Raw genomic sequence first — 12,320 nt, 5'->3', positions numbered from 1 at the left:
ACCGCGGAACCGGCTTTGCCGGGCCGCCGGTGTTGCCCCCGGCTAGGGGGAAGGAGGAGCGACACGAAGTGCGCGAAGCCTGGGGGAGTACTCAATGCAGGACGCGGGAGACGGGGGCTCCTCCGATGTCTGCCTCGAGCACGAACATCGGGATCGGCACGTCGAAGCGATTGCCTTCCTCCGTCACCACGAAGTAGCTGCCGTGCATCGTTCCGCTGGGCGCCTGCAGGCGGCAGCCGCTCGTGTAGCGGAAGGATTCACCGGGCGCCAGCAGCGGCTGCTGCCCGATCACGCCCAGGCCCTTGACCTCCTGCGCATGGCCCGAGGCGTCGTTGATGAGCCAGTGGCGCGCGATCAACTGGGCGGCCACCGAACCCGTGTTCGTGATGGTGACCGTGTACGAGAAGGTGTAGATGTTGTCCTTGGCCGAAGACTGTTCGGCCAGGTAGCGCGGCTCTACTTGTACGCTGAAGGGGCTGTGCGGCATGGGCGCATGGTAACGGAGGCCTTTGGTCGGACTTGCGGCGGCTGCGAGAATCGGGGGTTATGAGCACCCCGTTCCGCATCGCGCCCTCCATCCTGTCCGCCGATTTTGCGCACCTCGGCAAAGAACTGACCGACGTGATCGCGGCCGGCGCCGACTGGATCCACTTCGACGTGATGGACAACCACTACGTGCCGAACCTGACCTTCGGCCCGATGATCTGCCAGGCGCTCAAGCCCTACGCCAGGAAGGCAGACGGCACCCCGGTGCCGGTCGACGTGCACCTGATGATCCAGCCGGTCGACGCACTGGCGGCCTCTTTCGCGCAAGCGGGCGCCGACTACATCAGCTTTCACCCCGACGCTTCGCCCCACACGCACCGCAGCATCCAGGCCATCAAGGCGGCCGGCTGCAAGGCGGGGCTGGTGTTCAACCCCGGGCTGGGGCTCGAATCGCTGGACTGGGCGATCGACGACATCGACCTGATCCTGATCATGAGCGTGAACCCCGGCTTCGGCGGCCAGAGCTTCATCGACTCGGCGCTGCGCAAGATCGAACTCGCCCGCAAGCGCATCGAGCAGAGCGGGCGCGACATCCGCCTCGAGGTGGACGGCGGCATCAAGGCCGACAACATCGCGCGCGTGGCCTCGGCCGGCGCCGACACCTTCGTGGCCGGCAGCGCGATCTTCAACGCCAAGGAATACGGCGCCGTGATCGCCGACATGCGCAGGCAGCTGGCCGGCGTCGTCAGCGCCTGACCTTCCCGCCGCCTTCGACGCTGTCGGCCTGCAGGCCGCGGTCCGTGTCGACCAGGCCGCGTTCGACGTCTTCATGGGCCTGACGGCCCACCTCGGGCGGACGGCCGTCCTGGGTCTGCTGGCTGTCTGACGACTGGTCGCGCTCGTGCGGCAGGCGCGGCGCCGATTCGCCGCCTTGCTCCACCTTGGTCTTGCCGCCACCGGCGTCCTTCAGGGGATCGGCCGGCGGGGTCTTGCTCTTGCTGCTCTTGCTGGGGGTCATGCGTGGCTCCTTCGATGAGGAACGAGCCTGCGTCGCGGCTGCCGCCGGGCCGGTAGGAAATACGAGGCAGCCCCTGTAGGTGCCCGCTCGGTGCTATGAGGCGCTATTAAATGGGTAGCGCCTTTGCGCGCATGGAAGGGCCTCCGCAATAATCCCCAGGATGTCCTCCGATCCTTTTGCCGGCGTGGCCACCGACAGCCTGCGCATCCACGCCTTCGCCTCGCTGAACCCCGGCCCCCGGCTGCTCGTGATGGGCGGCGTGCACGGCGACGAAATCTCCGGCACCCTGGGCATCGAGCGCATCCTGGCCGAGTTCGCTGCCGGCACGCTGCAGCTGCGGCGCGGTGAGCTGACGATGGTGCCCGTCGCCAATCCATTGGCCCGGCGCCGCATGCAGCGCGAGGGCGAGCGCAACCTCAACCGGCTGTTCCGCCCCTCCGAGGCGCCGGCCGACTACGAAGCCCGCATCACCAACGTGCTGGCCCCGCTGATCGCGCGCCATGAGGTGCTGCTCGACCTGCATTCCTTCCAGAGCGAGGGTGAGGCCTTCGCGATGATCGGCCCGCGCGACAACACCGGCACGCTGGAGCCCTTTGCACGCGCATACGAGGAAGGCCAGCTCGCGCTGCACATCGGCACGCCCGTTGTGGTGGAAGGCTGGCTCGACATCTACGCCGCCGGCCTCGCGCAGCGCGCGGGCGGCGTGCCGGCCGACGAGGCCGCGCTCGACTTCGGCCGCGGCACCAACGAATACATCCGCAGCCGCGGGGGCTACGGCGTGACGCTCGAATGCGGCCAGCACCTGGACCCGCAGGCGCCGGAAGTGGCATGGCGCGCCATCCGCCGCGCGCTCGCGCTGCTGGGCATGGCGGCGCTGCCCGAAGGCCTGCCGGGCGCGCCCGCGCAGCCGCCGAAACTGCTGCGCCTGGCCAGCGTGACCGACCGCCTGCACGAGGAAGACAGCTTCGTGCGCGACTGGGCCACCTTCGACGAAGTGCTGCGCGGCGAGCCCATCGGCATGCGCCACGACGGCACGCTGGTGAGCGCGCCCGACGACGGCTTCATCGTGTTTCCCAACGCGGTGGCGCTGCCGGGCGCCGAGTGGTTCTACTTCGCGCGCCCGAGCGAGCGCCAGCTCGGGCCGGCGACCGGCGCGGCCTGACGGCGCCTGGGGCCGCGCTCCTACATCGCCCGTCCATGGGCGGCGCACATTCCCAGCCTGAAGGAGTGCGCCCATGCCCATCTCGAAAAAATCCCCTGCGCCGCGCGTCCTCTGGAAGGGCGCCATCAGCTTCGGCCTCGTCCACATCCCGGTCGCGCTGTACTCGGCGACCACCGACCACGGCATCGACTTCGACTGGCTCGACAAGCGCACCATGGACCCGGTCGGCTACAAGCGCATCAACAAGAGAACCGGCAAGGAGATCGCGCGCGAGCAGATCGTGAAGGGCATCGAGTACGAGGACGGCGAGTACGTCGTGCTCAGCGACCAGGAGATCGCGGCGGCCTACCCCAAGACCACGCAGACCATCGAGATCGAGACCTTCGTGCCGGCCAACGGCATTCCCTTCGTGTACCTGGAGCGGCCGTACTACGTGGCGCCGATCAACCGTGGCGCGAAGGTGTATGCGCTGCTGCGCGAAACCCTGCAGCGCAGCGAGCGCGTGGGCGTGGCGCGCGTCGTGATCCAGACCAAGCAGCACCTCGCGGTGCTGGTGCCCGTCGGCCCCGGCCTCGTGCTGAACCTGTTGCGCTGGGGTGCGGACATCCGGCCGTGGGCCGACCTGCCGCTGCCCTCGGAAGATGCGAAGAAGGCCGGCCTGAGCGAGCGCGAGCTCAAGATGGCCGAGCAGCTGGTCGCCGACATGAGCGCCGAGTGGGACCCGGACGGATTCAAGGACGAGTTCAAGGACGAGATCCTGCGGCTGGTGGACAGGAAGGTGAAGGCCGGCCAGACCGAGACCGTGACGCAGCCCGAGCCCGAGGAAGACCAACGCTCGGGCGCAGGCAGCGGTGCCAAGATCATCGACCTGACCGAATTGCTGCAGCGCAGCCTGCGCAAGGGTGGCGGCAAGCCGAAGGACGACGAGGAAGACGAAGCGCCGCCGTCCCGGGCCGCGGCGAAGAAGCGCAAGCCCGCCGCGAAAGCCGCGCGCAAGGCCCCCGCCCGCCACCGCCGCGCGGCCTGACGCAGGCGAACCGCGATGGGCACCGCCACCGCATCGACCGCGCGCAAGGCGCTTGAGCGCTACCTCGGCAAGCGCGATTTTTCGCGCACGCCGGAGCCCAAGGCCGGCGGCCGGCAGGGCAGGGGCGTGCTGTCCTTCGTCATCCAGAAGCACCACGCGAGCCACCTGCACTACGACTTCCGGCTCGAACTCGACGGCACGCTCAAGAGCTGGGCCGTGCCGAAGGGGCCGTGCCTCGACCCGTCCGTGAAGCGCATGGCCGTGCACGTCGAGGACCACCCGATCTCGTACGCGGATTTCGAGGGCACGATCCCGCCGAAGCAGTACGGCGCGGGCACCGTGATCGTATGGGATCGCGGCGACTGGCTGCCCGATGGCGACGCGCGCAAGTCGCTCGCCGCCGGCAAGCTCAAGTTCGAACTGCGCGGCGAGAAGCTGCACGGCCACTGGACGCTGGTGCGCATGCACGGCAAGGGCGACGAGAAGCACGAGCCCTGGCTGCTCATCAAGGAACGCGACGGCGAGGCGCGGGCGATCGGCGAGTACGACGTGGTCGAGGAACAGCCGGCGAGCGTGATTACCGGGCGTGGCGTGGACGAGGTGGACCAGGCGCCGAGGAAAGTCGCCACCAAGGCGGCGCCCGTTAAAAAAGCAGAGAAAAAGACCACGAAAAAGTCCCCGCTGCCGGCCACCTTCCTGCCCCAGCTCGCCACGCTCGCGGCCTCGCCGCCTTCATCCCCCGGCGACTGGCTTTACGAACTCAAGTTCGACGGCTACCGCCTGCTGGCGCGCATCGACAAGGGCAAGGTCCGCTGCTTCACCCGCAACGGCCATGACTGGACCGCGAAGTTGTCGGCGCTCGAGGAAGCACTGGCCAAACTGCCCACGGCTTCCGCGTGGCTCGACGGCGAGATCACCGTCGAAGGCGAGAACGGTGCGCCCGACTTCCAGGCGCTGCAGAACGCCTTCGATCGCGGCAAGACCTCGTCCATCGTCTACTGGCTGTTCGACGCGCCCTTCCTCGATGGCGAAGACCTGCGCGACAGGCCGGTCGAGGAGCGCCGCGCGCGGCTCGCGAAACTGCTCGGCCGAAAGCCGCCCGCGCCGCTGCGCATGAGCGAGGCCTTCGACGCCTCGCCGCGCGACCTGCTCGCGTCGTCGGCACAACTCGGCTACGAGGGCATCGTCGGCAAGCGCAAGGGCTCGCCGTACGTGTCGCGCCGCTCGCCCGACTGGATCAAGCTCAAGAACCAGCAGCGGCAGGAATTCGTGATCGGCGGCTTCACCGCGCCGAAGGGCTCGCGCACCGGCTTCGGCGCCTTGCTGCTGGGCGTGCACCACGAGGCCACCGGCCGGCTGCGCTACTGCGGCAACGTGGGCACCGGCTTCGACGCGGACCGCCTCACCGACATCAAGGCCCGCCTCGACAAGCTGGTCACCGACGCCTGCCCCTTCGAGCCCGCGCCGCGCGGCGTCAGGGCGCAGTGGGTCAAGCCCACGCTCGTGGCCGAAATCTCGTTCGGCGAATGGACGCGCGAAGACCGCGTGCGCCAGGCCGTGTTCCAGGGGCTGCGCGCCGACAAGCCCGCGCGCGACATCCGGCGCGAGCGGCCGCAGCGGGCCAGGGAGATCGAGGCCGCACCGAAGCCGAACAACGAGCAAGCAAAGGCACCCATGACCCTGAAGATCACCCACGCAGACCGCGTGATCGACAAGCACAGCGGCATCACCAAGGGCGAACTCGCGGTCTACTACGACAGCGTTGCGAAGCTCATGCTGCCGCACCTGCGCGGCCGGCCGGTGTCGCTGGTGCGCGCGCCCGAGGGCGTGGGCGGCGAGCTGTTCTTCCAGAAGCACATGCAGAACAGCGAGATCGCCGGCCTGCGCCTGCTCGATCCCGCACTCGACCCGGGGCACGATCCGCTGCTGCAGATCGACACGAAGCAGGGCCTGCTCGGCGCCGCGCAGATGAACGTCATCGAGCTGCACACCTGGAACGCCACCTCGCGCGCCATCGGCAAGCCCGACCGCATGACCTTCGACCTCGACCCCGGCGAGGGCGTCGCATGGCCGCAGATCCAGGAGGCCGCGACGCTGGTGCGCACGCTGCTCGAGGAACTGGGCCTGCCCTCGTTCCTCAAGACCAGCGGTGGCAAGGGGCTGCACGTGGTGGTGCCGCTGCGGCGTCAGTACGACTGGGACACCGTCAGGGGCTTTTCGCAGGCCGTGGTGAAGCATCTGGCGCAGGCCATTCCCGACCGCTTCGCAGCCAAGAGCGGGCCGCGCAATCGCGTGGGCAAGGTTTTCGTCGACTACCTGCGCAACGGCTTCGGCGCAACCACCGTCAGCGCATGGTCTGCGCGTTCGCGCCCCGGGCTGGGCGTGTCGGTGCCGCTCGCGTGGGACGAATTGCCGGCCTTGACCAGTGCCGCGCAATGGACCGTCGCCAACGCGGCCGAACGCTTCGAGACCGGCAACAAGCCCTGGGCCGCCATGGAGCGCAGCCGCAAGGGGCTTGCTGCGGCGATGAAGCTATTGGGCTTCAGCAGCAAGTAGGCGTCCCCTTGCATTTCTCCCTCCCCTCCCGGGGGAGTGTCGGGGTGGGGGCACGACGGCCTTAAAAAAACGCAGCGCCTCATCGAAGGCCTGCCCCCATCCCAGCCTTCCCCCGGGAGGGGAAGGAGCAAACCCGAGGCCACTACAGCACTTCCTCGGTCGTCACCTCGAAGCGCTCCAGCGTGTTCGCGCCGAACACCATCGTGATCGGCACGTCCGCCGCGTCGCGCCCGCGCGCGATCACCACGCGGCCGATGCGCGGCGTGTTGTGGCGCGCGTCGAAGGTGTGCCAGCGGTTGCCCAGGTACACCTCGAACCATGCACTGAAGTCCATCGGAAAGGGCACCGGCGGAATGCCGATGTCGCCGAGATAGCCGGTCACGTAGCGCGCCGGAATGTTCATGCAGCGGCACAGCGTGATCGCCAGGTGCGCGAAGTCGCGGCACACGCCCGTGCCTTCGCGGAAACCTTCCAAGGCGGTGCGCGTGGCTCGCGCGCTCCCGTAGTCGAAGCGCAGGTGCCGGTGCACGAAGTCGCAGATCGCCTGCACGCGCGGCCAGCCCGGCGCCACGTTCGAGAAGTTGGCCCAGGCGAACTCCAGCAGTTCGCTGTCGACCTCGCAATAGCGGCTCGGCAGCACGAAGGGCAGCGTGTCCACCGGCAGGTCGGCCGCCGCGTGCCCGTGGGCACCGAAGTCCACCGGGTCCGGCCAGCCCGTGTCGTACACCACCGCGTGGTTGCGCAGGCGCACGCTGCCCACTCCCTCGGGGACGTGCACGCGCGCGCAGTGGTTGCCGAAGCCGTCCAGGTAATGGTCGGTGGGCAGCGGCGGGCCGAGGGTGATGTGCTCGCCGCCTTGCAGATCCCCGGCGCGCGAGGGGTGCACCTGCAGCATGTAGATCACGGCCGTGGGGGCGGTGACGCCGAGTTCGATGTCGAAGCCGATTCTGATCAACATGGTTTTCTTTTCTTTCTTCCCTGGGAGTTGACCCATGCTATGCGACGGCGCTCGCCGATCCCACGGCCTGGGCACGCGAAACTTCGTAGGCGGGCGCGATGTGCTGTCGGCGCGCTCCTACCTCGTCCGCGTGCCTTCTCCCACACCGGTGGAAGGGCGGCCACTACGGGGTGCGGGCGCCGCGAAACATAACCTTGCATTTCGCTTGCAGCCCCGGAGTGATTCATGGAGTTCTCATCGCTTTTCGACTCGTTCATCGGCACCTGGGGCGATGAAATCCTGTTGTGGACCGTCGCGGCCGCGGCGGGCTGCATCTGTCTGATCGCCCTGGTCAACGTGCTCGACATGTTCCTCGACACCAACGAACCGGGCTGAACGCCCACCCCATGAAAGACTCCAGCAAATCCGCGATGACGCCGCAGAACAAGGCCGCCGCAGGCCGCCGCGCCAGCGCTGCCAGGGCGGGCGATGGCAGCAACGCCAAGCAGCTGCAGCTCGAAGGCTTCACCGTCGAACACCCGACGACCCTCACCACCAACCAGGGCCTGCAGATACCGGACAACCACAACTCGCTGAAAGCGGGCGTGCGCGGTCCGACGCTGCTGGAAGACTTCATCCTGCGCGAGAAGATCACCCACTTCGACCACGAGCGCATTCCGGAGCGCGCCGTCCACGCGCGCGGCTCGGCCGCGCACGGCTACTTCCAGGTCTACAAATCGATGTCGCAGTTCACCTGTGCCGACTTCCTGCAGGAGCCGGACGTGAAGACGCCCGTCTTCGTGCGCTTCTCGACCGTGGCCGGCTCGCGCGGCTCGGCCGATACGGTGCGCGACGTGCGCGGCTTTGCCGTCAAGTTCTACACGCGCGAGGGCAACTACGACCTCGTGGGCAACAACATCCCGGTGTTCTTCATCCAGGACGCGATGAAGTTCCCCGACCTCATCCACGCCGTGAAGCCCGAGCCGCACCACGAGATGCCGCAGGCCGCGAGCGCGCACGACACCTTCTGGGACTTCGCCTCGCTGATGCCCGAAAGCACCCACATGCTGATGTGGGCCATGAGCGACCGCGCCATTCCGCGCAGCCTGCGCATGATGGAAGGCTTCGGCGTGCACACCTTCCGCTTCGTCAACAGCCGCGGCGAGAGCCACTTGGTGAAGTTCCACTGGAAGCCCAAGCTCGGCATCCATGGCCTCGCGTGGGACGAGGCGCAGAAGATCGCCGGCAAGGACCCGGACTTCCATCGCCGCGACCTGTGGGAAGCCATCGAGCACGGCGACTTCCCCGAGTGGGAGCTGGGCGTGCAGATGATCCCGCAGGACAAGGAGCACTCGCTCGGCTTCGACCTGCTCGACCCCACCAAGCTGATTCCAGAAGAAATGGTGCCGGTGCAGAAGATCGGCAGGCTGGTGCTCAACCGCAACCCCGACAACTTCTTCGCCGAGACCGAGCAGGTAGCCTTTCACCCCGGCCACGTGGTGCCCGGCATCGACTTCAGCAACGACCCGCTGCTGCAGGGCCGCCTCTTCTCGTACACCGACACGCAGATCTCGCGCCTGGGCGGCGCCAACTTCCACGAGCTGCCGATCAACAAGGGCGTGTGCCCGTTCCACAACTTCCAGCGCGACGGCATGCACAGGCAGACCATCGCGCGCGGCCAAGTGGCCTACGAGCCCAACACGCTGGGCAGCGGCACGGAGTTTCGCGTGGACGGCGGCAGCCACGGCTTCCAGTCGTTTCCCGAAGAGATCGAGTCGCCCAAGGTGCGCCGCCGCAGCCCGTCGTTCGACGACCACTTCACGCAGGCGCGCCTGTTCTTCAACAGCCAGAGCGCGGCCGAGAAGGAGCACATCATCGCGGCGTTCCGCTTCGAACTGTCGAAGCTCGACGTGCCGGCGATCCGCCAGCGTATGGTCGACAACCTCGCGCACGTGGACGAGAAGCTCGCGCGCCGCGTGGCCGAGCCGCTGGGCATCGGCGAGCCCGATGCCAAGGCGGCGGCCGGACGGGCGGGCTTTCGCGACCATCGCATATCGCTGCCGATCGACGAGTCGCCGGCACTGCGCATGGTCGACACGGGCGACGGTTCCATCCGCACGCGCAAGGTCGCGATCCTCGTGGCCGACGGCATCGATTCGGCTTCGCTGAAGCCGATTCGCGATGCGCTCGAACAGGCCGGTGCGCAATGCAAGACCGTGGGCCCGAAGCTGGGCACCGTCGCCAGCGCGTCGAAGCGCCAGATCGACGTCGACATGACCTTCGCCAACACGCCCTCGGTGATGTTCGACGCCGTGCTCGTGCCGGCCGGCCGCGAGAGCGCCGCCGCGATGTCGGGCATCGGCGACGCGGTGCACTTCGTGCTCGAGGCCTACAAGCATTGCAAGGCGATCTGCACGGTGGGCGAGGGCGTGCGGCTGCTGGCCACGCTCGGTATCGCGGCGGACACGCTGGCGGCCGATGCGCCGGCCGGCGTGGTGGTGGCCGCGACGCCGGTCACCAACCTGGGCGACGCGACGGCGGCGATGCAGGTGGCGAACGATTTCATCGCGGCCATCGCCAAGCACCGGCACTGGGACCGGGCGAATGTAGACGCGGTGCCCGCGTAGTCCATTTGCGCTAGACCGTATTGCGAATAGGCGCGGCAGGAGGCCGCTCCTAGACTTTCCCCCCGAGGCCTGAACGGCGCGCACTCTCGCGACGTCGATGGTCCGCTGACTGCGGGCTCACAGGGCCGCGCACGGGGGTCCAATGGCTTGGTTTTCGAGATGGGGATGGCAGCGCCCGGCACGTTGTCGTGCAGCTGTCGCGAGTGCTCTCGGTCTTGCAGGCACTCTTTTCCTGGGCTTCGGCCCTTCGGCATCGGCACAGCAGCAGCAACGTCCAGCAGCACCGGCGGTGTCGTCGAATGCCGAAGCCGCGGCCAGCAAGATGGAGCAGGCCCGCCTGGACGACACCGACACCTTGCTGGCATTGACGAGCGAGGGCGCGGTGCTCTACGGGCAGGACGCGGTCAAGCTCTCGGGTTACCAATACTGCAGCCAGGCCGTGGCGCTGGCCGAGGCCGGCGAGTTTCGCCAGAGCGTGCGTGCCGCGAGCAAGGCGCTGCACCTGGCCAACGCCACCAACGACCCGAACCTGATGGCCATGGCCAACCGCGACCTGGCCATCGTCTACAGCTACTCGGGCCAGCTCGAGAAGGCCGAGGAGTTCGCGCGCGAAGCGCTCAAGCACCAGGCGCGCGACCCCAGGCTGGTGGTCGGTCCGGCGCAGAAGGTGATCGGCGACGTGCGCACGCGCCGCGGCGATTTTTCCGGCGCAGTGCTCAGCTACGACGAGGCGCTGGCCAACAGCTCGCCGCGCTATGCGCCGCTGGTGCAGGCCTCGCTGGTCAATGCGCTGATTGAATCGGGCGACCCGGTGCGGGCGCGCGAAGTGCTCGGCACCATGGCGCCGCCCAAGGACGCACCGCTCACCGCGCAGCTCGACCGCACCCGCGCGCGGCTGCTGCTGGCCGAGAACAAGCCCGCCGAGGCGCGCGACATGTACCGCGCGCTCACCGCGCGGCAGGTCGGCGCCGACACCGAGTACTACCGCCTCTGGGCCTGGGACGGCGTGGCGCGCAGCGAACTTGCGCTGGGCCAGAAGCAGGCCGCGGCCGAAGCCGTGGGCCGCGCGCTCGGCGACGTCGACAAGGTGCGCGCCAAATTCCGCAGCGAGGAATTCAAGATGGGCCTGTTCTCGGACCTGCAGACGGTGTTCGAGCGCGGCGTGGCCATCTACAGCGACGCGGGCGATGCGCGCCAGGCCTTCGAGGTGAGCGAGCACAGCCGCTCGCGCGCATTGCTCGACGCGGTGCGCGGCCGCGCGAAGATCAACGAGCAGGCCGCCAACACCGTCGACCTCGCCGCACTGCAAGGCATGCTGGCACCCGACGAGCGCGTGGTGCAGTTTCACTCGCTGCCCGACCGGCTCGTGGTGTGGGTCGTGAGCTCCAGCAGCATCACCGAGAAGACGGTGGCCGTGAAGCGCGACGACCTCAACGAGCTGGTCGAGACTTTCCGCAACTCCATCGTGCGTGGCCGCCGCGCCGCCATCACCAACGCCGACAAGCTGGGCGCCGCGCTGCTCGGGCCGCTCGGCCTTGCGCCGGGGCAGCGGCTGATCGTGGTGCCGCACGGGCCGCTGCACTACCTGCCGTTCCAGGCGCTGCGGCTGGACGGCCGCTACGTCATCGAGACGCACCCGGTGGCCGTGGCGCCGTCGATCAGCATCGCGGTGCAGCTCGCGCAGCGCACGCCGCGCGTGAACGCATCGCTCACCGCCTTCGGCAATCCGCGCATCGAAGACAAGTACGACCTGCCCGGCGCCGAGACCGAGGTGAAGCAGCTCGCGCAGCTGTTCCCGCGCAACACGGTGTACATGGGCGCGGCCGCCACCAAGACGCAGTTCCGCGACGTGGCCGCGCGCTCGCCGCTGATGCATGTGGCGGCGCATGCCGAGGCCGATGCGGTCGATCCGCTGTACTCGCGCATCCTGCTGGCCAACGAAGGCGGCAAGCAGAATTTCCTGGAGGCGCACGAGATCCTCGGGCTGCCGATGGACGGCACCGCGCTGGTGACGCTGTCGGCCTGCGAGTCGGGCCTCGGGCGCATCGCGCAGGGCGACGAGGTGCTGGGCTTCACGCGCTCGTTCCTCTCGGCCGGCAGCTCCAGCCTGATCGCTTCGCTGTGGCCGGTGTCGGACGACGCAACCGCGGTGCTCATGAGCACGCTCTACGGCGAACTGGCCAAGGGGCGCGACATCCAGAAGGCCATGCAGGCCGGACAACTCGCGGTGTTGAAGGACCCCAAGATGTCCCATCCCTTTTTCTGGGCGCCGTTCAACCTGATCGGCAACTGGCGTCTTACGGTGGGGGGATGAGATGACTTGGCTTGTTTTTGAAGAGCGCTGTTCGGGGGGTGATCACGCCGACGCGGTGACCTTTTTCGCGAATGTCCCCCGCTTCGCTCCTCCTTTATTTCGCGAAAAAGGCCCCCGCATCGGCGTGATCGTTCAGNNNCAGGGCGTCGGGTGCTCCCCGCAGCGAAATAAAGGAGGAGCGAAGCGGGGGACA

At 68.3% G+C, this 12,320-nt stretch carries 10 protein-coding genes; 7 read left to right on the top strand and 3 right to left on the bottom strand.

The window, feature by feature from the left end; all coding sequences use genetic code 11:
* Positions 1-91: 91 nt before the first annotated feature.
* Positions 92-487, bottom strand: coding sequence for a Co2+/Mg2+ efflux protein ApaG (apaG, locus tag ASC92_RS11410; RefSeq protein WP_056514918.1), 396 nt, complete (start codon positions 485-487; stop codon positions 92-94).
* Between the two features lie 59 nt (positions 488-546).
* On the opposite strand from apaG, the gene rpe reads away from it, so the two are divergent.
* Positions 547-1,242: a ribulose-phosphate 3-epimerase gene (gene rpe / locus ASC92_RS11405; RefSeq protein ID WP_056514915.1), complete on the top strand. Its 696-nt coding sequence runs from the start codon at positions 547-549 to the stop codon at positions 1,240-1,242.
* On the opposite strand, the gene ASC92_RS11400 is transcribed toward rpe, so the two are convergent.
* Positions 1,232-1,504, bottom strand: coding sequence for a hypothetical protein (locus tag ASC92_RS11400; protein WP_056514913.1), 273 nt, complete (start codon positions 1,502-1,504; stop codon positions 1,232-1,234). The two genes, rpe and ASC92_RS11400, sit on opposite strands and share 11 nt — an antisense overlap.
* Before the next feature lie 160 nt (positions 1,505-1,664).
* Between ASC92_RS11400 and ASC92_RS11395 the strand changes: the two genes are divergently transcribed.
* The 3 genes from ASC92_RS11395 (at position 1,665) to ligD (ending at position 6,249) form a co-directional block, all read left to right on the top strand.
* Positions 1,665-2,666 carry a succinylglutamate desuccinylase/aspartoacylase domain-containing protein gene (locus ASC92_RS11395; protein WP_056514910.1) on the top strand — a complete coding sequence of 334 codons (1,002 nt, stop codon included), beginning with the start codon at positions 1,665-1,667 and terminating at the stop codon, positions 2,664-2,666.
* Between the two features lie 73 nt (positions 2,667-2,739).
* Positions 2,740-3,693 carry a Ku protein gene (locus tag ASC92_RS11390; RefSeq protein WP_056514908.1) on the top strand — a complete coding sequence of 318 codons (954 nt, stop codon included), beginning with the start codon at positions 2,740-2,742 and terminating at the stop codon, positions 3,691-3,693.
* 15 nt (positions 3,694-3,708) lie between these two features.
* The gene (ligD, locus tag ASC92_RS11385; RefSeq protein WP_056514905.1) at positions 3,709-6,249 is read left to right on the top strand and encodes a DNA ligase D; all 2,541 of its coding nucleotides are present in this window, start codon (positions 3,709-3,711) and stop codon (positions 6,247-6,249) included.
* A gap of 142 nt (positions 6,250-6,391) precedes the next feature.
* Here ligD and ASC92_RS11380 read toward each other — a convergent pair whose 3' ends face one another.
* Positions 6,392-7,207, bottom strand: coding sequence for a transglutaminase-like domain-containing protein (locus tag ASC92_RS11380; RefSeq protein ID WP_056514902.1), 816 nt, complete (start codon positions 7,205-7,207; stop codon positions 6,392-6,394).
* A 225-nt stretch (positions 7,208-7,432) separates the two neighbouring features.
* Here ASC92_RS11380 and ASC92_RS29055 point away from each other — a divergent pair, with 225 nt between their 5' ends.
* The 3 genes from ASC92_RS29055 (at position 7,433) to ASC92_RS11370 (ending at position 12,127) form a co-directional block, all read left to right on the top strand.
* Complete coding sequence (locus ASC92_RS29055) at positions 7,433-7,582, top strand: hypothetical protein (protein ID WP_200935974.1); 150 nt, start codon at positions 7,433-7,435, stop codon at positions 7,580-7,582.
* 35 nt (positions 7,583-7,617) lie between these two features.
* A complete protein-coding gene (locus ASC92_RS11375) occupies positions 7,618-9,813 on the top strand; it encodes a catalase (RefSeq protein WP_056516322.1) in 2,196 nt (731 codons plus the stop codon).
* Between the two features lie 289 nt (positions 9,814-10,102).
* Positions 10,103-12,127: a CHAT domain-containing protein gene (locus ASC92_RS11370; RefSeq protein ID WP_235505795.1), complete on the top strand. Its 2,025-nt coding sequence runs from the start codon at positions 10,103-10,105 to the stop codon at positions 12,125-12,127.
* The last annotated feature ends 193 nt before the right edge of the window (positions 12,128-12,320 follow it).

This window comes from Variovorax sp. Root411 (assembly GCF_001425205.1).
Classification (GTDB): Bacteria; Pseudomonadota; Gammaproteobacteria; order Burkholderiales; family Burkholderiaceae_C; genus Variovorax.
Note: the sequence above shows the minus strand (reverse complement) of the source record. Positions and strands in the feature narration are given on the sequence as shown.

Excerpts from the sequence above, each read along its gene's own strand:
- apaG (WP_056514918.1), bottom strand. The coding sequence starts at position 487 with ATGCCGCACAGCCCCTTCAGCGTACAAGTAGAGCCGCGCTACCTGGCC.
- rpe (WP_056514915.1), top strand. The coding sequence starts at position 547 with ATGAGCACCCCGTTCCGCATCGCGCCCTCCATCCTGTCCGCCGATTTT.
- ASC92_RS11400 (WP_056514913.1), bottom strand. The coding sequence starts at position 1,504 with ATGACCCCCAGCAAGAGCAGCAAGAGCAAGACCCCGCCGGCCGATCCC.
- ASC92_RS11395 (WP_056514910.1), top strand. The coding sequence starts at position 1,665 with ATGTCCTCCGATCCTTTTGCCGGCGTGGCCACCGACAGCCTGCGCATC.
- ASC92_RS11390 (WP_056514908.1), top strand. The coding sequence starts at position 2,740 with ATGCCCATCTCGAAAAAATCCCCTGCGCCGCGCGTCCTCTGGAAGGGC.
- ligD (WP_056514905.1), top strand. The coding sequence starts at position 3,709 with ATGGGCACCGCCACCGCATCGACCGCGCGCAAGGCGCTTGAGCGCTAC.
- ASC92_RS11380 (WP_056514902.1), bottom strand. The coding sequence starts at position 7,207 with ATGTTGATCAGAATCGGCTTCGACATCGAACTCGGCGTCACCGCCCCC.
- ASC92_RS29055 (WP_200935974.1), top strand. The coding sequence starts at position 7,433 with ATGGAGTTCTCATCGCTTTTCGACTCGTTCATCGGCACCTGGGGCGAT.
- ASC92_RS11375 (WP_056516322.1), top strand. The coding sequence starts at position 7,618 with ATGACGCCGCAGAACAAGGCCGCCGCAGGCCGCCGCGCCAGCGCTGCC.